The 20,812-nt window shown below is 58.8% G+C and carries 18 protein-coding genes; 11 read left to right on the forward strand and 7 right to left on the reverse strand.

Going from position 1 to position 20,812, the window contains the following annotated elements; translation table 11 throughout:
- The first annotated feature begins 27 nt into the window (after positions 1-27).
- Positions 28-1,002 (forward strand): ABC transporter permease, encoded by a 975-nt coding sequence (locus BSK43_RS34230; RefSeq protein ID WP_077470247.1) that lies wholly within the window; start codon positions 28-30, stop codon positions 1,000-1,002.
- A gap of 38 nt (positions 1,003-1,040) precedes the next feature.
- On the opposite strand, the gene BSK43_RS34235 is transcribed toward BSK43_RS34230, so the two are convergent.
- From BSK43_RS34235 to BSK43_RS34250, 4 genes are all read right to left on the reverse strand, one after another.
- On the reverse strand, positions 1,041-2,042 hold the full coding sequence (locus tag BSK43_RS34235; protein ID WP_077470248.1) for an acyltransferase: 1,002 nt from the start codon (positions 2,040-2,042) through the stop codon (positions 1,041-1,043).
- A complete protein-coding gene (locus BSK43_RS34240; protein WP_077470249.1) occupies positions 2,039-3,331 on the reverse strand; it encodes an O-antigen ligase in 1,293 nt (430 codons plus the stop codon). Before BSK43_RS34240 ends, BSK43_RS34235 begins: the two co-directional genes overlap by 4 nt.
- 9 nt (positions 3,332-3,340) lie before the next feature.
- Positions 3,341-4,615, reverse strand: coding sequence for a polysaccharide biosynthesis/export family protein (locus BSK43_RS34245; protein WP_077470250.1), 1,275 nt, complete (start codon positions 4,613-4,615; stop codon positions 3,341-3,343).
- Positions 4,616-4,698: 83 nt separating this feature from the next.
- Positions 4,699-5,379: a sugar transferase gene (locus BSK43_RS34250; RefSeq protein WP_077470251.1), complete on the reverse strand. Its 681-nt coding sequence runs from the start codon at positions 5,377-5,379 to the stop codon at positions 4,699-4,701.
- A gap of 730 nt (positions 5,380-6,109) precedes the next feature.
- Between BSK43_RS34250 and BSK43_RS34255 the strand changes: the two genes are divergently transcribed.
- On the forward strand, positions 6,110-6,400 hold the full coding sequence (locus tag BSK43_RS34255) for an exopolysaccharide production repressor protein (protein WP_077470252.1): 291 nt from the start codon (positions 6,110-6,112) through the stop codon (positions 6,398-6,400).
- A gap of 89 nt (positions 6,401-6,489) precedes the next feature.
- Positions 6,490-7,497 (forward strand): glycosyltransferase family 2 protein, encoded by a 1,008-nt coding sequence (locus tag BSK43_RS34260; protein ID WP_077470253.1) that lies wholly within the window; start codon positions 6,490-6,492, stop codon positions 7,495-7,497.
- A gap of 12 nt (positions 7,498-7,509) precedes the next feature.
- Here BSK43_RS34260 and BSK43_RS34265 read toward each other — a convergent pair whose 3' ends face one another.
- The 3 genes from BSK43_RS34265 to BSK43_RS34275 all read right to left on the reverse strand — a co-directional run bounded on the left by BSK43_RS34265 (position 7,510) and on the right by BSK43_RS34275 (position 10,730).
- Entirely contained in the window at positions 7,510-8,454 is a 945-nt protein-coding gene (locus BSK43_RS34265; protein ID WP_077470254.1) for a polysaccharide pyruvyl transferase family protein, read from the reverse strand.
- Positions 8,455-8,540: 86 nt separating this feature from the next.
- Positions 8,541-9,500 (reverse strand): glycosyltransferase family 2 protein, encoded by a 960-nt coding sequence (locus BSK43_RS34270; protein ID WP_077470255.1) that lies wholly within the window; start codon positions 9,498-9,500, stop codon positions 8,541-8,543.
- 222 nt (positions 9,501-9,722) lie between these two features.
- Positions 9,723-10,730: an alpha/beta hydrolase gene (locus tag BSK43_RS34275; protein WP_077470256.1), complete on the reverse strand. Its 1,008-nt coding sequence runs from the start codon at positions 10,728-10,730 to the stop codon at positions 9,723-9,725.
- A gap of 573 nt (positions 10,731-11,303) precedes the next feature.
- On the opposite strand from BSK43_RS34275, the gene BSK43_RS34280 reads away from it, so the two are divergent.
- From BSK43_RS34280 to BSK43_RS34315, 8 genes are all read left to right on the forward strand, one after another.
- Complete coding sequence (locus BSK43_RS34280) at positions 11,304-12,389, forward strand: acyltransferase (protein WP_246662777.1); 1,086 nt, start codon at positions 11,304-11,306, stop codon at positions 12,387-12,389.
- 4 nt (positions 12,390-12,393) lie between these two features.
- On the forward strand, positions 12,394-13,197 hold the full coding sequence (locus tag BSK43_RS34285) for a glycoside hydrolase family 16 protein (protein ID WP_077470257.1): 804 nt from the start codon (positions 12,394-12,396) through the stop codon (positions 13,195-13,197).
- Between the two features lie 104 nt (positions 13,198-13,301).
- Positions 13,302-14,513 carry a glycosyl transferase family 1 gene (locus BSK43_RS34290; RefSeq protein WP_077470258.1) on the forward strand — a complete coding sequence of 404 codons (1,212 nt, stop codon included), beginning with the start codon at positions 13,302-13,304 and terminating at the stop codon, positions 14,511-14,513.
- Positions 14,510-15,508, forward strand: a complete 999-nt coding sequence (locus BSK43_RS34295; protein ID WP_077470259.1) for a glycosyltransferase family 2 protein — start codon at positions 14,510-14,512, stop codon at positions 15,506-15,508. Before BSK43_RS34290 ends, BSK43_RS34295 begins: the two co-directional genes overlap by 4 nt.
- On the forward strand, positions 15,505-16,443 hold the full coding sequence (locus tag BSK43_RS34300; RefSeq protein ID WP_077470260.1) for a glycosyltransferase family 2 protein: 939 nt from the start codon (positions 15,505-15,507) through the stop codon (positions 16,441-16,443). The genes BSK43_RS34295 and BSK43_RS34300 overlap by 4 nt, the downstream gene beginning before the upstream one ends.
- Positions 16,440-17,465 carry a glycosyltransferase family 2 protein gene (locus tag BSK43_RS34305; RefSeq protein WP_077470261.1) on the forward strand — a complete coding sequence of 342 codons (1,026 nt, stop codon included), beginning with the start codon at positions 16,440-16,442 and terminating at the stop codon, positions 17,463-17,465. Before BSK43_RS34300 ends, BSK43_RS34305 begins: the two co-directional genes overlap by 4 nt.
- A gap of 7 nt (positions 17,466-17,472) precedes the next feature.
- On the forward strand, positions 17,473-18,378 hold the full coding sequence (locus BSK43_RS34310) for a UTP--glucose-1-phosphate uridylyltransferase (protein ID WP_077470262.1): 906 nt from the start codon (positions 17,473-17,475) through the stop codon (positions 18,376-18,378).
- 86 nt (positions 18,379-18,464) lie between these two features.
- On the forward strand, positions 18,465-20,807 hold the full coding sequence (locus tag BSK43_RS34315) for a polysaccharide biosynthesis tyrosine autokinase (RefSeq protein WP_077470263.1): 2,343 nt from the start codon (positions 18,465-18,467) through the stop codon (positions 20,805-20,807).
- Positions 20,808-20,812: the final 5 nt, after the last annotated feature.

Here is a 20,812-nt window from a genome sequence, read left to right on the forward strand (position 1 = left end):
GATAAGATCGAAAGAGGGAGAACAAGAATGGCCGCGAACACGACAGAAGGCCCCGCCGTTGCACCGCGGCGTAAGATGAACATCCTCTTCAGCCTGACGCTGATCCTGCTCCTGATTGCGCTATGGATCGTGCTCGGCTTCTCGACGGACGTGTTCTGGACGCAGCTTAACATCACCAACCTGGCACGTCAGGGGTCGATGACGGCGATCCTTGCGCTGGGGCAGACCTTCGTCATCATTACCGGAGGCATCGATCTTTCCGTCGGCGCCATTGTCGGCTTCTGCACGGTCGTTGTCGCTTGGCTGCTGCAAGCCGGAGTTCCGGTCTGGGCCGCTATCCTCATTACCCTGTTGTTCGGTGTGCTTATCGGCGCTTTCCATGGCTTCGGCATCGTACGCATGGGGCTGCCACCCTTCATTATCACGCTAGCGACGCTGACGTCTCTGCGCGGCATCGGCCTGCTCATCACCAACGGTTCGAGCATCAACATCGTCAATGACGCCTTCACAAATTTCTCGGTCGCCGACTTCCTCGGTATTCCGAGCCTGTTCTGGATGGTGATCGTGGTGGCGGTTCCCGCCGTCGTGTTCCTGCATTTGAGCCGCTGGGGCCGTTACCTTTTCGCGGTCGGCTCCAACCGCGAGGCGGCGCGCCTGTCCGGCGTCAACGTCAACCGCATGATCTATCTCGCCTATATATTGTCTGGAACCTGCGCCGCATTGGTCGGTGTTCTGCTTGCCTCGCGTATCGCCATCGGCAACGCGACCCAGGGCGATGGCTGGGAGCTGCAGGCGATCGCATCGTCAGTTATCGGCGGCACCAGTCTGTTTGGCGCGATCGGTTCCGTCTATGGCCCGCTGATCGGCGCCTTCATCCTGGCGACCATCAACAACGGCGCCAATCTCCTGAACCTGAACTCTTTCTGGCAGCGCATCATCACCGGCGTGCTGATCATCGTCATCGTCTATTTCGACCAGCTGCGCCGCCGGCGCAGCCCGTGATCCGCTTTGCCTTGGCCGGAAACATCCGGTCCAAAAACTCAGGCTGGCGAGGGCCGTACTCTTCGCCAGCTGACGTTTCTGAGCAGATTGCGCAACGGCTTTTCGACCAGCTCATAGGCAATGATACCGAGGAGCGTTCCGGCTATCGCGCCGATGAAGGCAGCGACATCGGATGGGATCGGCGTGGAGGCCACGAGTTTCGCGATGACCGAGATTGCGAGCGTATGCCAGAGATAGATCGAATAGGAGCTGTTGCCGAGATAGGTGAGGGGCGGAATTTCCGGCAGCTTGCCGCCGCGTTCGATCGAAACCATGCCAAGCACCAGTGCGATTGCGAGCGGACCGCAGGTGATCTCGTTGAATTCGAGGCCGAATATCTCGATGGCCGCGAAGCCCGAGAGCGACGCGATGACGAGGACAAGGCCGAGACCGGCGCCTGGAATGCTTCCGCTTAGCCACAACCGGCCGAGAATGGCGCCAGCCACGAATTCCAGAATGATCGGCCTCGTATAGGTGGCGAGCATCGGCGATTGCGGATGGAAGATGGCGCCGGCAATAACGAAGGCGGCAAAGACGCCGACCATGCCGGCAAGGCGGAAGCGTTGCGGCAGAAACAGGCTTGCGGCAAACAGGACGTAGAAGAACATCTCGAAATTCAATGTCCATCCCTGCACCAGCACGGGCCAGATCTCGCCATTGCTCGGCGAGCGGACCGGGATGAACAGCAGAGACCCGAGAATATGGCCGGCCGTCAGGCGCATGTTCGGAAACAGGCCGGCAACAGCGCCACCGATCATGATGGCGGTGACGATCCAGTAGGATGGCGCGATACGCTGCAGGCGGTCGACGAGAAAGCGCAGCGGAGTCACTGGCCGGCGCTCGCTCATGGTCCACATGATGAAGCCGCTGATGACGAAAAAGACGTCGACGCCGGCTGCTCCGATACGGAAATGGCCGCCGCTGCGCTCGGCTGCGTGAAACAGCACGACGGCAAGGGCTGCAAGAGCGCGAAGATATTGTATACCATAGAGCGTTTTCATCGACCGGTCCGAGGCTCCCAATTCGCCGGCGGCGCAAATTCCATCCGGTCGTAGGAAACGAGCGGATCGGCCTTGGGCACACGCGCTCGCATAGACAGCTTCCCTGCGGTGAAATAGAACAGGAAAGAGCCGACGTGATACGGGTTCAGAATGTCGATTTCGACGAAGGAGCGGATCAGAAGCAGCGTCGCCACGCCCAACAACACATAGGATTCGTCGTTCCTGTCATCACTCAGGAAGCGGGTGATATGGCCGACAAAGGCCGTCAGCAGTATCGAGGCCAGCAGGAAGACGCCAACAAGACCGGTTTCGACTGTCGTCTCGATATAGGTGTTGTGGAAATGGAAGCCCGCGCGCGAGGCGATGTAGAATTCCTCCCAAAGGCGCTCCGGTTCAGAAAAACCCTGGACCCAATAGGCCTGGTATCCCACCCCGAAGAAGGGATTGAGCTGCGCGGCCGCTATGCCCTGCTGCCAGAGATAGGTGCGGCCGGTTAGTGTCGAATCCTTGCCGAACAGGCCGAGTATCAGGTCGACCGCGCCGAGATAGACGCCGGCAACAGCAAGGATGACGCCGGAAATGGCGACTGCTGCAAACAGCCTCTTGCGTTGCCGTGGCGACAGAAAAAGAATGACGCGCAGGCTGACGCAGAGCATCACGATCAGCGCGGTGGTCAGCACCGAGGTCGCCGATGCCGAGGCGAGCAGGCAATAGGCTGACAAAAGGCCGGCAATGCCGCCGCCAACCAGCCAGATCCGACGCTCGCCGAGAACGAAGACGGCGGCAAAGGCAAAGTAGATGCCGAGAGAGGCATAGAAACCGAGCTGGTTCTTCGAATCGAACGCGCCGACGAAGCTATAGGTGCCGTCGATCGGATCATACGCGTAGTATCCGAAGAGGATCGAATAGAGGAGTACGATCGCCGTGCCGGCAATCGCGCCGCGCGTCAGAGTGCGGATGTCGAGCGTGCGCATGGCGACCAAGGCACAGAAGATATGCGTCGTATATTGGATCGCCGCACGGGCAGTCACCGAAGGCACGGCCGACCAGAAGATCGACAGGCACGTGAAGACGCCGAAAGCATAGAGCCAGAGCTGCTTCTGGTAGCTGCCGAGCGAGCTGCGATAGTCGATCAGGACCAGCGGGAACCACAGGGCATAGTAAAGCAGGATCGAGGCCTGCCCGAAACGAGACGAATAGGCGAAGACGAAGAACGACAGAGCAATCGCCACCGTGCCATAGGTGGTATTGCTGCCTTGACGAACGAAAACCGATTTGGCTATCCGCATCGATTTTCCTTATCGCATGGCAAGACCGGTGCTGACCTTGATCAAGTCACCGGGCAGCACCTGGGTGTTCTCCTGGGCCGGGATTTCCTTCGTCTGGCCGCTATCGCCGCGGATGATGGTGTAGACGACGTTCACGCCTTGCCCGCTGGAATCGAGGTTGCTGGCATCGGCCGACTGAGCGACCGCTTCCTGCATGAGAGACTGGCTGGTGGAAAGCTTCAGCTGGAGCGTTTCCAGTTGCGTATCGGTATCCTGCATGTCCTGGGCCAGAGATCCCTGCCAGTCGTTGTGCAAGGTAATCTCGTCCTGATTGGCCTTGTTGATGTCCTGCTTGGCTTTCAGGGATGTCGTCTCGGTATCGAGAAGGGTGGCTTCCAGATCGGAGGCACGCTGCTCGGCCGAAATCCGGCGGGAGGCAAGTTCCAGACCCCGTTCGGTGAGGCTTTCGACCTTGTCGCGGTCGGCCTTGGCCAGTTCCAGCTGACGGCTCTGCGTATCGGTCTTCTTCGCGAGAGTTTCCACTTCATTCTGCAGAAGCGTCTTCAGATCTTCCAGGGATTTCAGTTGGGTCGTCATACGCTGGCTGCGTGTCTGCATCAGCGCCTTCTCGCTTGCGAGCAAGGCTGTCGTTTGCGGCAATTGCTTGAGTTCCATGGGGACTTCGATATCGTCCTTGCCGCTCAATTCGGCCAGGAGACGGGCCTTGCGCATCAGCAGGCGACCGCGCTCGGCCATGTAGACGACAGCATCGCCCTTGGCGTTGATGAAATCGCGCGCAAAACGCTGGCCGGCGTCGGCGCGGCGCATGCCGCCGGCAAGGCTCACAGCCTTGAGCACGGTCAGGTTTGGCGCGAAAGGAAATTCGCCCGGGTTCTGAACCTCTCCGGAAAGATAGATCGGCCGGAACTGGGACATTTCGACGGAGGCTGAGGGGCGATCGCGCAGACCGAACTGCTTCTGCAGGCCGATGCCGATAGCTTCGGCGATCTCATCCGTCGTCTTGCCCGTGGCGGGCAGATCGCCGATGAAAGGGATGGAAACGGAACCGGAAGGGCCGACCGTATAATCGCCCGAGACCACCGACCAGTCGCGGATGGTACCCTCGGCAGTCTGCCATTCGGCGACGCGCACATGCAGCTTGTCCATCACACCCAGATGATATCCGGGAAGGTTATCGGCCTGTGCGGCGCCCGATATTGCACAGACGCCGAGGACAAGGAGAGCCGAATATCGGACTGATGTGTAGACGCGAGCGAGCCTCTTGGAAGGCTGAAATTCAATCATGCAGGATCTTCCCTGTTACTAGATCGCAGTCCCGCAGACACGGGAAACCGCAGGATGTCTCCCGCGGTCGCTGCTGGTCTTCGTCAATAGCTGCCACGCGACAGGCACACTGCCGGAATGGTCTTGGCGATGATCATCATGTCGCTGCTGAGCGACCAGTTCTTGACGTAATGCGTGTCGAAAGCGACACGGCTGGCATAGGAGACGTCGTTGCGGCCGCTGACCTGCCAAAGGCCGGTCAAACCGGGGCGCGACTGCAGATAATAGATCGCCGCAGTCTCGTAGAGCTCGAGCTCGTCTTCCACGACCGGGCGTGGGCCGACAACGCTCATCTCGCCGCGGATGATGTTGATCAGCTGCGGCAGTTCGTCGAGGCTTAGCTTGCGAAGCACGGCGCCGACAAGGGTGACGCGAGGGTCATTCTGCAGTTTGCGTGTGGCGCGCCACTCTTCCAACGCTTTTGGATTGGCGTGCAGATAGGCCTGCAGCACCTTGTCGCCATCGACGACCATGGTGCGAAATTTAAGGCAGCGGAAGCTTTTGCCGCTGTGGCCGACACGGCGATGGCCGTAGAAGGCAGGACCGCGATCAGAAAGCTTTACCAGCAACATCAGCATCAGGAAGAGAGGGCTGATGAGCAGCAGAGCGGTCAGGGCGGCAGAGACGTCGAAAACGCGTTTCAATACTCCACCAGTTGGCGGAAAGACGTCGCTTTCCACGGCGCTGAAAAAAGCCGATGTGGCCGATCTCGTCGCAGACTTCATAGAGAAAGCTCCATTCATGTTGGCGAAATTGGTCGGGAATTCTCGGACGCGTAGTTAGAGCTGTGATGGCAGGAGTGTAGGTGGTGATTTTGACTTTTTAAGCCAAACTTTTGTAGCGATATGATATCGCGGTATATAATTACCGCACTTGTGGTGGATTGAATCAAATCAGTGATTTGCTATGTATGAGTTCTACTGTATCAGGCTGCGTATAATGGCTGCGCTGATAGCTCTCCCGCATCTTCGATAATGCTTTTGGACGATGTTATAGGTGAGAGAGGACAAGCTATTCATTATCATCGTCTTCCTTTGCCTCAGGTCACTTTTGATCCGGCGTACGAAAACTTGATTTCGCGTTCGCTCTAGTGCGATGCAGCAATATATTGCGCTGCACATACTGCGCAGCTGCGACACCCGGACTTTGTAATAAAAGTTGATTGGATTGCTGGGGAATTAGGGCAGCCGCAAGGCCGCGATGCGTCCCAAGGATTGCATGATTTTGGCAGATCATCTTGTGGGTGCAGACAAGAAAACCAATAAATTCAATTGTAATTATAATCGCGGCGTAGTTTTAACGAGCCCGGCGTTAGGATCGTATCAATTCGTAACGGATCATCGTGACTTGGTTGAATCTCAATGAATCATAAAATATATTTAGACTTCAGGTCTGATAAGGGAGGAAAGACCTTGATCGCTTTTTTTCTAACGTATGAGCGGGCGAGGTAGCACTATGTATGCGCCGCGCGTTTTCGTGAGCATGCTGGGCACGCTGGTCGTCTTTGCCATCGCGACTTACTTCCTGACGAACTCCCTCTCGACGACCCTGATCGAAACGGCCATTTGCGCCGTCCTCCTGCAGATCGGATATTTCATCGGTGTGCTTTATCTCGTCTGGAAAGAGCGCAAGGCGCTCGATGCGGCGCGAAGTGAAGACAAGGCGACCATTCCGATCGGGGAAGACACGAAGGTTGGTGGGTTGCCCGCCCCCAGCCTAAATCGCTCAGAGCCGTTCAATCCCTGACGCTGCAGTCAGGCGCATCTTTTGACCGCCGACAGGTTGTCGGATTTAAGCCATGTCCTAAGTCTCCGGCAGAACCAGTGGAGACCGACGTGGCTGACAGTGCGGAAAAGAGTGTCTGCGTAATCATCGCGGCAAAGAATGCCAGCGATACCATCGGGCTTGCCATAGCCTCAGCCCTTCGAGAGCCCGAGGTTGCAGAAGTGGTCGTCATCGACGATGGGTCGAATGATGGCACGGCGGCGGTTGCTGCGAAAGCGGATGACGGCAGCGGTCGGCTGCTGATTCACGAATTCGAGAAAAATCGCGGTCCTGCGGCAGCACGCAATCATGCGATCGAGATCTCCAAGGCTCCGCTGATTGGCATTCTCGACGCCGACGATTTCTTTTTCCCCGGACGTTTCAGCTCGCTGCTTGCCCGCGATGATTGGGATTTCGTCGCCGACAATATTGCTTTCGTTACTGCCGATACTGTTCCCGACGCCCAAGCCAGGCTCGATCATTTCGACGCCAAGCCACGCTTTCTCGATCTCGTTGCCTTCGTGGAGGGCAATATTTCCAAACGCGGCGTCCGTCGCGGCGAGATTGGTTTCCTGAAGCCTCTGATGCGCCGCTCCTTCCTGGATGCACATGGCTTGCGCTACAATGAGGCGCTGCGGCTGGGTGAAGATTACGATCTCTATGTGCGGGCCCTGGCCAAGGCCGCGCGTTACAAGATCATCCATAGCTGCGGCTACGGTGCCGTGGTGCGTGGCAATTCCCTGAGCGGCAGCCACAAAACTGAAGATCTGCGGCGCCTTTACGAAGCCGACCGGGCGATCCTGGCAAAAGGCGGTCTTTCGCCGGCAGATGCCGCTGTGATCCGCCGCCATGAGCGGCATATTCGCGACCGCTACGAGTTAAGGCATTTCCTCGACGTCAAATCGCAATCGGGCATGGCTGCGGCTGCGACCTATGCCCTTCGCCATCCCTTTGCCGTTCCGGCCATAGCGGGTGGGATCCTTGCCGACAAAACAGAACGGTTCCGCGGAGGAGGCGCACCGATCGCCCATTCCGGGGCGAACGGCCTGCGGTATCTTCTGCAGGCCGCTCCGGAGTAGGTTTCGCCGGGTCTACAGGTAATCGCGGCGCACGCCTTCGATCACGGTCAGCAGCCGCTCCTTGCAAGCGGCAAGCGCGCCATCCTTGCTCAGTTGCGGCTTTGCCTTGCTCGCCTGCCAGAGAGCGAGCGCCGAAGGCATGGCAAGCGCCTGCTTCGCCATCACCCGAAGCGGGGTCTGCTGGGGATCGGCAAGCAGCACGGTTTCGCCGTGCCGTTGCTTTTCCAATTCTTTCGCGGCCTGCTGATTGCGCTCAAAACCAAGGCCCCAGAAGCGGGCGCCCTTGGCGATCGCCTCGGCGCGGGTGGAGACGGGAATGTGCTTCGGTGCATAGGTGACCCCGAGCGATTGCGCCCAGTCGTTCCATTTGAAGCTGTTGATGGAGCGCGACGAGCTGACGGCAATCCACGGCACGCGGAAGGCATCGGCAAGGATCGCGCCATGCATGGATTCGGCAACGATGAGCTCGGATGTCGCGAGCTCACGGATGACGGCCTTGGCCTCGCCGCGAGGATCGAGATAGGAAAGACCGACCGTCTTGCAGATTTCGGGCCAGAGACCGGCGGCGGCCGACTCCCAATGGGGAATGAACGTGCGCCTGCCTGATTTTGGCAGATTCTGAAACTCCGGCATCTCGGTGACGAGCACGGCTGGGTCGACGATGCCCATTTCGACGGGCAGTCCTACTTTCTTCGCCGTCAGCGGGCCGCGGACACAGCGCACGTCCCATTTCGATTTGTCGTTCGTATCGGGGAGCGAGCCATAGCCGAAACCGCTGCCGATGACGAGCTTGTGGCCCTCGGCCGGCAATATCTCGGTGTTGAGGACAGTGCCTACACCGACCAGCAACGTCTCTTCATGAGCATTGCGAAGGCCGGGAAGCAGGAAATCCCAGAGCCAGAGATTGAGGTCGTCACCGAAATTGCCATGGGTGGATTCCCAGTGGAACGGCTTCATGCAGTACTCCTTGCTGATCCAGATGATAGCGGGGCACGCCGTGGCTCTTCGATGCGGCATGCGCAGCCAATGCTGCGCTGCAAAATCTAGGGCGCTAGTTTGCCCACGGCAAGGCGCATGGCACTTTGTAAAATTGCCGGATCGCGCAGGGCCCATTTGGCCAGCAACCCGAATTGCGGCATTTGCCGCTGTTTCACCTGTCGCGCCTGGCTCCAGAGCGCCTGGCGGCGGGCACGATTCTTGTACTGCCTGATAGCGGCGACATCCTGCGGCCGGCGTGAAAATCTCTGTTCCAGCGTATTCAGCGCCGTCCACGTGTTGAACTGCTGACGCAGGAATTGCGGGGAGTCATTGTCGATACTGTGAAAGATATTGACGCCTTCGCCGCGCAATGCACCAGTGTTTTCACACAGTATGACCCGCTTGGCCGCGAGGATGCAGTCGCAGAAAAACAGGATGTCTTCGGCTGCCAGTCGCAATGTCGGTTCGAAGCGAATTTTCTCGAAGAGCGGCCGGCCGATCACCATGCAGGACATGTGAAGAAAGCTCCAGTCCTGCAGCATGACGCTGGCGATATCGGGGATCTCGATGACCGAAGGCTTCTCGGAAAGCTGCACATTCCCAGCCGATTTGCCGAGTTCCGCGATACCGAAATGATAGGAAAATTCATCGCCTCCCTCGATGGAATCCCAGTAACAATCGGCGTCGTGGCGCGTCAGTGCTTCGAACGCATTGCCGAGGTGATCCGGCGCCCATTCATCGTCTGAGTCGAGAAATGCCACGAACCGGCTCTCGGCCGGCACATTGTCGAGGCCGGTGTTGCGCGCCCCGCCCGGACCGCCATTCACCTGACGGATCACCTTGATGCGTGCCCGCTGTTCGCTGCTCAGCGACTGTAGCTCATTTTCTGCCGGAAGTGGCGATGCATCATCGACGATGAGGACATCGAAGTCCTGAAACGCCTGCTGAGAGATCGACCTCAAAGCGCGCTGCAGAACGCCTGTCTGCTTCTGATAGAACGGAATAACAATCGTGATTGACGCCATCTTCCCGCCTTTACGGTTTCAAATCCAAGAGCTTGCGGCCTCATCCCCCGGGGACGTAACCATCGGCTTTCTGCGACATCCACCATGGTTTGAGGGTAATTTGACCGGTGATGGACGCTGTCGTGACGCCAACAGGTAGCGTCGAATTGATGCGGAGCAATGTCGGAGGGAGCGTTTTATCGAAGATTGTCGATGAAGGGCCTGCTTGTGTGCCGAGATCGATCAGTCCTTGCCGTCATGCGCGATGCGCCGTTCGAGCGCTTTCGAAGCCGCTCGCAGGTCGGATCTTTTGCCCGAGAGTTTCTCGATCGCGGCGACGACAAGGTTGGCCGCCACATAGTCCGATTTATGCCCGAGATTATGGATGACGATCAGTGTCGAGCCGCTGATATCGCGGGCGAGGTGTCTGGCGTGGATGTCTGTAGAAACGGTCTTGTCGGCATCACCCGCGATGATAACAGTCGGTGCCTTGATCTTGCGATAGCGTGGCGAGGCACCTTTCGCCCAATCGCTCAAGGCGGCAATTTCCCTGGCATTGTGTTGAAAGGCATCCGGCCGAAGAGCCTGTAGTGCCCTGGTCGCCTTGATGTACCCGGCGGGGCGTTGATTGGGGGCAAAAACGGCTTTCGTTGCGCCGTCGATCGTCAGGACGCCGATAGGGGGCACGATGAGCGCGCTGAAGAGCAGGCCGGTCAGCGGTGGTCGGGCAGCGCCATAGTACCAGGCGATGCCGCCTGGCCAGGGATAGACAACCGGCGACAGGAAAACGAGGCCCGCAACCTTATCCGGATGACGAAGGGCAAAGGCGGCGACGACAGCGCCGCCGAAGGAATGCCCGACAATAATGGCCTTGCCGATGCCGCGAGCCTCCATCAGGCGCGCGATCGCATCCGCCTGAGCATCGGGCAGGATAGTCTCCGCACCGCCCGCATCGGAGCCGCCATGACCCGGACGATCAACGAAAAGCAATCTGGCTCTGCCCTCAAGCTTGCTGTGGAAAGATAGAAGCGGGTCGTAAAGGCTGGTGCTCGCACCATGAATGAAGACGATCGGCGGCAGGTCCGGCGCCGCACCGGCCTCGATCAGGATGCTGTTCAGCTTGAAGCCACCGACATCGATGCGTTGCTGCTGGCCTGCGAAAGTCTCCGCGTTACCGGCATTGGCCAGTGCTGCGAACGAAAAGAAAAGCCAGAACACGGCAGCAGTCTTTGGAAAGGGAAGGGTGGACATTAGGCCTCGAATTCACGTCTCGGGATCACTCTGATGGACATACGAGCAGGATCGAAATTCGGTTTCACGGGCGGCAGCTGAATACGGCAAGCCCTCATTGCCGACGCACATGCGGAATTTGCAGCCATAAGGGGAGCGCTCCCGCAAGGCTTTCCCATCAGGATTGTAAGATTGTCGCATTTTGGTCATGGTTCACCTCTCAAATTCTGCTGCGCTGCAAAAAATCTTCACCTTCTGTCAAAAAAATCGAGGCGGCACGAATACGCCGTCTGAAGCCGTCGCCAAAATATCGGAAGATGCTTAAATGCTTCTGCCTACAGATGTTTTTTTGCATTTAAATCGGTTGTTTCATGTTTGAGACGACCTCAAACGACGTCTTTTGCCCGTCGTCAAAGATTGGTTTCCGCTCATTTTTGCTGCGCTGCCATATTCCCTTTCCCAAGAGCGCCCTAGGTTATCGTCTGCGAGCTTTGATCTGCTCTCATTGAAACGGCCGCGTGGGGGATGCGGCCCGAAGAAGGGGTGACAGACATCGTGAATGTGACTGCCAACGTGTCTTCGCGGATAAATCTCATGCGTATCGTGCTCATATCCGGCATCATCTTTGTCCATATACCGTTCGATACGCATACGAGCCCGTTCAACGGTGCTTATGGTATTTTCGACTGGCTGCGAGTGTTCTTGCGTGACAGCCTGTTTCGGGTCGGTGTGCCTTGCTTGAGTGCAATTTCCGGCTATCTGTTGTTTCGCAATGGACCAGCGTCGCTGAATTATGGAAAGACGATCGCTCGCAAGACAAAGACGGTCATGCTTCCGTTCTTTCTATGGAACTGTGCTTTCTTCGCCTTCGTCTTTGCTCTTCAGTACTACGGTATTGGCGATGGTTATTTGCCGGATCTGTCCGAATCCAGTCCACGGACATTATCGACGCTTCTTTTCGCAATAGATGGTGCGCCGATTAATCTTCCGCTTTATTTCCTGCGCGATCTGTTCGTCTGTATCCTTCTGTCACCTATTCTCGCATTTCTCATTCGATGCGCTCCGTTGCCGACACTATTGTTTCTTCTTCTGCTCGCGGCATGGCCGATATCGATCGGTATTGTTCTGCGCAACTCTATTCTGTTCAGCTTCAGCTTCGGCATTTATCTTGGCATCTACCGTGTCGATGTCACGATGATGGACCGCTATGCTGCCTTGATTGCTCCTGCTTTCATTGCGCTTGCTGCCATTCTCGCGACGGTTGCCTATATGGCGGGGCCTGGCCTGCCGTTGTGGCTTGAAGTCAGCCGCAATCTGATGATCCTTGTTGGCATCCCCGGTTTTTGGGCCCTGTCGGCAATCCTGATCAGAAGCCGCGTCGGGCGGGGATTGGCTGGAACCGGCGGATTGAGCTTCTGGATCTTCTGCGCCCATTATCCGCTGCTGTTCTGTCTCTGGGTTCTCTGGAACCGTAGCGGCAGCGATCACTATCCAATTTTCTATCTCCTGGCGGCGACAAGCACCCTGCTGCTGCTGCCCTTGAGCAATGGCATGGCGCGTCACGCCCTGCCGTCCTTCTACAATCTGCTGACCGGCAGCCGGGCTCGGCCACAGGCCGAACTTCTTGCTGCCGGGAACCGTACCGCCGACGACCGGCGCGTGCGCTCCGAGCAAAGGTGATGCTATGATGACATCGACAAGCCACGCGCGAAAACTGGGTCTCGTTTCCCTCGCTCTTCTGGGCGCCTGCTTCATTCCGCAGGTTGCTTCGGCACAGGATGATCAACCGACTGGTGGATCTTTCGTTGACAACTTCCAGCGTCTCGATACCAGCCGCTGGTATATTTCCGATGGCTGGAACAATGGGCCGCATCAGAATTGTACCTGGTCGCGAAAGCAGGTGAGCATCAAGGATGGATCGCTGCAGCTGCAGCTTACCGAAGGCAAGATCGGTCAGCGCAACTATGCCTGCGGCGAAATCCAGACCACCCAGCGTTATGGTTACGGCACCTATGAAGCGCGTTATCGCACCGCGACCGGGTCGGGCCTGAATTCGGCCTTCTTCACCTATATCGGCCCGACCGACAAGAAGCCGCATGATGAGATCGATTTCGAAGTGCTCGGCAAGAATGCCGGCCAGGTGCAGGTCAACCAATATATTTCGGCCAAGGGTGGCAACGAGAAATTAGCGCCGGTCGCCGGCGGTGCGGACCAGGGCTTTAACGACTACGCCTTCGTCTGGGAGAAGGACCGTCTGCGCTATTATGTGAACGGCAAGCTCGTTCAGGACGTTACCGATCCTTCCAAGATACCGAGCAATGCTCAGAAGATCTTCTTCAGCCTTTGGGGCACGGACACGCTGAGTGGCTGGATGGGCAAGTTTGCCTATACCGGCGAGCCTGCGACCATGCAGATCAAGCGCGTTGCTTTCACGAAAGCGGGAGAGAAGTGCCTCTTTCCGGAATCGATCACCTGCAAACTCGACTGAGCCATGCCGGCTGCCCAGGGGATGGGCGGCCGGTCCAATGCCATGATGCAACACCAACCACACCATGCGTCTGGTCTCGACCGGTCGCGAAAGCGGAAATCTTGATGCTGCATATTCTTTATTTTGTCCACGATCTCGCCGATCCCGCCGTACGCAGGCGGGTGTTGATGCTGCAGGCCGGTGGGGCGCTGGTGACGCTGGCAGGCTTCCGGCGTGACGACAACGTGCTTGCTGCCATCAACGGCATCGAGCCGATCGAGCTCGGCAGGACGAAAGACGCTCAATTTGCGCAGCGGCTCACCGCGGTCGCCAAATCGGCGGTGAAATTGCGCAATGCTCTGCGCTCAGTGGCGCGGCCGGATGTCATTATCGGTCGCAACCTCGAAATGCTGGCTCTCGCCAATCGCGCTAGGTCCGTTTTCGGCGGCGACATGCCTGTGGTCTATGAATGCCTGGATATCCATCGGCTGCTGCTTGGCGACGGGATGCTGGGGGGAGCACTTCGTAGCGCCGAGCGCCATTTTGGTGCACAGGCGGCATTGCTCATCACCAGCTCGCCGGCCTTTGTCGAACGTTATTTCCGGCCGCGTTCCGGCCTGCACCTGCCGATCATGCTGCTCGAGAACAAGGTTCTGGCGATCGAGGCCGCAACAACAAATAACATCGTCTCGGCGGCGCGGCCGCCGATTGCCGGCAAGCCATGGAAGATTGGCTGGTTCGGCGCGTTGCGCTGCCGCAAGTCCCTGGCTTTGCTCGATGACTTCTCACGACGGATGGAGGGCCGCTTCGAAATCGTCCTGCGTGGCCGGCCGGCTCGCTCGGAATTCGACGATTTCGACAGCTTCGTGCGCGATGCGCCCTTCATGCAGTTCGCCGGCGCCTACAAGAACCCGGAGGATCTCTCCGCGATCTATGGTGAAGTCCAGTTCTCCTGGGCCATCGACTTCTTCGAAGAGGGGCTGAATTCCAGCTGGCTGCTGCCGAACCGCCTCTATGAGGGCGGGCTTTATGGCACCGTGCCGATTGCCATGGATGGCACCGAGACGGGACGGTTTCTTGCTTCCCGAAAAATCGGGCTCACGCTCGACAACGCCGACGCTTCGCATCTCGTCGCCCTTTTCGACGGTATGGACGAGCAGCGCTATCTCGCGGCCTTCGACGCCGTGGCGGCGCAGGATCGCAAGCAATGGATGATCGATCGTGCCGACTGCCAGGGGCTGGTGCAGCGGCTGGCTGCCCTCACGCGCGCCAACGAGCAGATCGCCGAAATACAGGCCCTCCCACAACTGCATCGCAATAGAGGTGGATTGCAATGATGACTGGAAGCTCAAGGGATATGCGTTGCGTAATCGTTATTCCTTGCCTCAACGAGGAAAAGCACATCGAGCCGCTGATCGGCAAACTCGGGCAGGCGCTGGATGACCTCGATGCTCGGATCGTGGTTGCCGATGGCGGCAGCACTGACCGGACGCGCGAGATTGTCAGGGAGATCACGGCCAACGATCCGCGCGTTCTTCTGATCGACAATCCGAAGCGCTTGCAGAGTGCCGCAATCAACCTTGCGATTGAAACCTTCGGTGACGGATATGATTATTTCATCCGCATTGACGCTCATGGTGATTATCCGGACGATTACTGCCAGACGCTGGTTCGGGAGGCCGACGTGACCGGAGCGGATTCCGTCGTCGTCGCCATGCGCACTATGGGCTTCAGCGCCTTTCAGAAGGCAACGGCAGTTGCGCAGAATTCCAAGCTTGGCAATGGCGGTTCCAAGCATCGCGAGGGCGCTAAGGGGCATTGGGCCGAGCATGGCCATCATGCGCTGATGCGTGTCGCAGCCTTCCGTTCCGTCGGCGGCTATGATGAACTCTTCAGCCACAACGAGGATGCCGAGCTCGATTACCGGCTGCACAAGGCCGGCTTCCGCATCTGGCTGACCGACAAGACCGCGATGACCTACTACCCGCGTTCCAGCGTCCCGACGCTGTTCCGGCAATATCTCGGCTATGGCCGGGGCCGCGCCCGCAATATTCTCAAGCATCGCAGCATGCCGAGCGTGCGTCAGATGCTGCCGCTTGCCGTCGTGCCAATCTTTATCGGTGCTTTCCTGGCGATCCTCAACTGGATCGCAGTCATTCCGCTGAGCCTCTGGGCTGTTGCCTGCATCGCCTATGGCTTCTGGATCGCAGTTGGCCAGAAGAACCCCTATGGCCCGCTTGCCGCCATTTCCGCCATGGTCATGCATTTTGCCTGGTCAATGGGTTTTTGGATGGAAGTGCTGAGCTTTCGGAACAGAAGGGTGGCTTCATGACGCAAACCCTCCGCCGTCCGATCAGGATTGATATCGCCGTCTGCACTTACCGTCGCGTCGAGCTGGATCAGACTCTGCTGTCGCTCGCGGTACTGACTATCCCCGCCGGCGTCATCGTGCGCATCATCGTTGCCGACAATGATGTGACTCCGAGCGCCCGCGATCGCGTCGATGCCATGCGCTCTGCCGTTCCGTTCGAGATCGCCTATGTGCATTGCCCGGCCTCGAATATCTCGATCGCCCGCAATGCCTGCCTGGACAATGCGGCCGGCGATTTCGTCGCCTTTATCGATGACGATGAGACGGCCTCGGAGGATTGGCTGGCGGAATTGCTCGTCATGGCGGACACGACCGGTGCCGATGCCGTTCTCGGGCCTGTGCAGGCTAGCTATGCGAGCACCGCGCCCGCCTGGATGCGGAATGGCGATTTCCATTCGACCTTGCCTGTCTGGGTCGCGGGGGAGATCCGCACCGGCTACACCTGCAATGTTCTATTGCGTCGCAGCGCACCGTCGCTCGTCGGGCGCCGCTTCAACATCGCGCTCGGTCGCACCGGCGGCGAGGATACCGAGTTCTTCACCCATATGCACAATGCCGGCGGCCGCATCGCTTTCGCGGCGGATGCCTTGATCCATGAGCCGGTTCCCGGCAAACGCGCTACCGTTTCGTGGCTTGCAAAGCGTCGGTTCCGCATGGGCCAGACCCATGGTCGCATGTTGCTGGAAGATGGGTCGGGCGCGTGGCCGTTGCACGCAATCGTGCTTGCCGGCACGAAGTCAGCCTATTGCTTTGTCGTTGCGGCACTCCTCGTCGCCTCTCCCGTCAAGCGGCATCGTTACGGCTTGCGCGGCATCATGCATGCCGGCGTCGTCAGCGGCCTCTTTGGCGTTCGCGAGATCGAGCAGTACGGAACTATGGAGAAGGCGCCGCAATGACGGATTTCATCCCCGATGTCAGCTTCGTCATCGCTGCCTATAATGCCGAGGAGACGCTCGCGCGTGCCATCGACAGTGCGCTCGCCCAAGGCGCCGTCAGCATGGAGGTGATCGTCGTCGACGATTGCTCGACCGACAGCACGCGAGATATCGCCGGCAATCATCCCGATCCCCGTGTTCGTCTTGTCGCACTGGCGCGTAACGGTGGTCCGGGTGCTGCCCGCAACGCCGGTCTCGATGCGGCCCGTGGCCGCTGGGTAGCCGTGCTCGATTCCGACGACGCTTTGCGCCCGGATCGAATGGCGCGTCTGATTGCCCGGGCGGAAAAGGCCGAGGCCCAGATCGCGGTCGATAATCTCGACGTCATTCGCGAAGATGTCGGAACGATCGTTCCGATGTTTCCCGAAGCGGTGCTCACCCGCCTGCCGGTGCTGACGCTGGCGAAATTCATCGCCTCGAACATGATTTTCCGTTCCGAGCACAATTTCGGCTACATGAAGCCGGTCTTCGAGCGGGAATTCCTGGAAAAGCATCGCCTGCGTTTCGATGAGCGGTTACGGATCGGCGAGGATTATATTTTCCTGGCCTCTGCACTTGCCAGAGGCGGCGTCTGCGTCGTCGAGCCGATGGTCGGTTATCTCTATTACATTCGCGATGGATCGATATCGCGTGTTCTCAAAAGAGAACATGTCGAGGCCATGCTTTCCGCCGACGCCAGGTTCTTTGCCGAACATCCCTTCGGCGCTGCGGCACTTGCCGCACAAAGGCGGCGAACGCGCAATCTGAAAGAGGTCAAAGCCTTCCTGATGCTGGTCGCCAGCATCAAGGAGCGCGAATTGCCGAGCACTCTCAAGATTGCACTCCTCAACCCGCGCGCGATGCGTCATCTGAGCATGCCCGTTGCCGCCCGCCTGCGTCGTCTTGCCGCGTCCCTGCGCGGCGGCCGTCAGCAGACACCCGCCTCTCAACTCTCCTCGCCCCTGCCCAATATGGGCGCAGGCCCTCACTCTAACAAAGGATGATAGAGCCATGGACCCCAAGCACCGTGTGAGAAAAGCAGTCATTCCGGTTGCCGGCAACGGAACCCGGTTCCTGCCTGCCACCAAGGCAATGCCGAAGGAGATGCTGACGATCGTCGATCGTCCAGTCGTTCAATATGCCGTCGACGAGGCTATCGAAGCCGGCATCGAGCACATCGTCTTCGTCACCAGCCGCAACAAGTCGGCGATCGAAGATCACTTCGACGACACGCCGGAATTGATTTCCTCGCTGCGGCTCGCCGGCAAGAGCCATCAGGTCAGCGAGCTGGAGCGTCTCCTGCCGCGGCCGGGCTCCGTCAGCTTTACCCGCCAGCAGGCGCCGCTTGGCCTCGGCCATGCCGTCTGGTGTGCCCGTGACCTGATCGGCAACGAACCTTTCGCGCTGCTGCTGCCGGATATGCTCTGCTATGGCATGCGCGGCTGTATGGCCGGCCTGATGGACCTCTACAGCGAAGTCGGCGGCAATATCGTAGCTGTTGAGGAATGCGCCCCCGAAGAGACCTCGAAATACGGCATCATCGGCAAGGGAGCTGCCGTCCGTCACGGCTTCGCCGTGACCAAGATGGTCGAGAAGCCGCATCCGTCGGAAGCGCCTTCAAACTTTTACCTTAATGGTCGTTATATCCTCCAGCCCGAGATCTTCGATATTCTGGCCCGCCAGGAGCGCGGAGCCGGCAATGAAATCCAGCTGACCGATGGCATGTTGCGCCTCTCCGAGACGCAATCTTTCCATGCCCAGGTCTATAACGGACGGACATTCGACTGCGGGTCCAAACACGGCTTCATCGAAGCGAACGTCGCCTTTGCGCTCGCTCGCTCCGATATCGGCGGCCTGGTTTATGACTCGATCCGCAACCTGGTCGTCTCGCACGAAGCGCAGATGACCGCTGCTTAAGCCTGTTCACGTTCTGACCCGCGGCCGTCGAGGCCGCGGGTCACAGCTTATTATCCATTCAGGCTTCTCCGACTAAGGTGGTCGCCATGCATCAGAAGAACTTTACTTTCCACAGCGCTCACTCCCAGGCTGAGCAGCATGACGGCTTCATCGATCTCGATCGGCTGATGGCGATCGTGACGCGCCGCATCCGAACCATCATCTTCGCAGTGGCTGCCTTTGTCATTCTGGCCGTGGCTTATTTGCTGACCGCCACGCCGAGCTACACGTCGATGACGCAAATCCTGCTCGATGAGAGCATGACGAAATATGCTGAGAGCCAGCCGCCCGTCGCCAGCAGCCAGCAGGCGGACATGGAGATCGCCAGCGCCGTCGAAATCCTGAAATCGAACGAGATGGCCTTGCGCGTCGTCGATACCGCGGGGCTTGCCGACAACAATACACTGCTCAATCCACCACAGTCGCCGGCGGCCCTGCTCAAGTCGGGCGCGGGGCTGATTGCCAGTATCTTCAAGGTGGGGCGTACGCCCATGACCCCGGAAGAGATGCGCGAAGCGCAGCGCCAGAAGGTCGCTGCCGTGCTGCAGGATGGTCTCAAGGTAGAACGCGTTACACGAAGCTCGGTTGTCGCCGTCTCCTTCAGCTCGACCGACAGGCTATTGGCCGCCAAGGTAACGAGCGCCTATGCCGAGGCCTACCTGACGGATCAGCTGAACGCCAATTTCGACGCGACGGAACGCGCCTCCGTCTGGCTGCAGGAACGCTTGAACGATCTGCGCCAGCGTGCGCAGGAAGCCTCGCTCGAAGTCGAGAAATACAAGGCCGACAATGGCCTGACCTCGACCGGTGGCGAGCTGATGTCGGAGCAGCAGATTTCCGATCTCAACAAGCAGCTGATCATCGCCCAGGCCGATACCGCCAGCGCGGCGGCACGCTACAATCAGTATAAATCGATCATCGACCAGGGTCCGGACAACGCCGTCAAGAATGCGACCATCTCGTCCAGTCAGACCGATACCTCGGTCCTGCAGGACCTGAAGACACGTTATCTCGCCGTCGAGAAGCGCGAGCAGGATGTTACGCAGAATTTCGGCGCCAACCATCCGCAAGCCATCGCGCTCAAGGCCGAGCGGCAGGACATTACCCGGCAGATCTATCAGGTCCTTCAGCAGCTGACCGCCAGCTACAAGAACGAGCTTGATGTCGCGCAGTCCCGTTCCGCCTCACTTCGCGAGAGCATCGAGGGCGTCGTCGGCAAGAATTCGGAAGCCAACAAGTCGCTGGTGCATCTGAATGAGCTGAATCAGAAGGCGACGGCGCTGAAGACGCTCTATGAATCCTATCTCGGCCGCTTCGAAGAGGCGACACAGCAGCGATCCTTCCCGATCGCCAAGGCACGCGTCATCTCCGTTGCAGGCGTGCCGACATCGCCGTCAAGCCCGAAGAAGACGCTTGTTATGGCACTCTCGGTGATCCTCGGTCTGATGGCCGGTTGCGGCGTCGCCGCATTCCAGGAGTTCCGCGACCGCTTCTTCCGCGTCGAAGCGGATGTACGCTCTGCGCTTGGATTGAAGTTCCTCGGCTATCTGCCATTGCTTGGTCAGCAGAGCAACGGCAAGAAGAAGCGCCGAAAGACCAATATCGGTCAGGAGCCGGTAACCGCCGAAGAGGCGGAGCACGGTGTCACCTTCGAACGGATGATGCGCATCTCTGTCGAGGCGCCGCGCTCGATCTTTGCCGAGACGCTGAGAAATGCCAAGCTTGCCAGCGACGTCATGCTGCAGGGCCGCACCGATCGCGTGATCGGCGTCGTCTCGGCGCTGCCGGGCGAAGGCAAGTCGACGACGGCTGCCAATTTTGCCGCTCTCCTGGCCAGCAGTGGCAAGCGTACGCTGCTGATCGACGCCGACTTGCGCAATCCGGGCTTGAGCCGCACGCTGAAGTCACCGCCGCAGGCCGGGTTGATCGAGGCCGTGCTCGGCGAGGTACCTTGGACGAATGTCGTCAAGGTCGACCCGCGCACCAAGCTTGCCATCCTGCCCGTCGTCGTACGCGATCATCTCCTGCACACCAGCGAGCTGCTGTCGTCGCAAGGCATGCATCATCTCATGGAAAATGCGCGCAAGATGTTCGACTACATCGTCGTCGATCTGGCACCGCTGGGACCCGTCATCGATGCCAAGGCTTTTGCGCCGCAGGTTGATGCCTTCCTGCTGGTGACGGAATGGGGTGCGACGCCAACGAACCTCGTGCGTGATGTTCTGGAGCAGGAGCCCCAGATCAACTCGCGTATTCTCGGTGTCATCCTCAACAAGACCGACATGTCTGAACTGCCGCGCTATAGCGATTTCGGCGGAACCGAACGCTACCGGCAGAAGTATGTGAGCTACTACACCGAAGCGCAGCCGCGCGCGCAGGTGGATGCGTAGTTACC

The organism is Rhizobium sp. P44RR-XXIV (genome assembly GCF_001999485.2).
Taxonomy (GTDB): Bacteria; Pseudomonadota; Alphaproteobacteria; order Rhizobiales; family Rhizobiaceae; genus Rhizobium.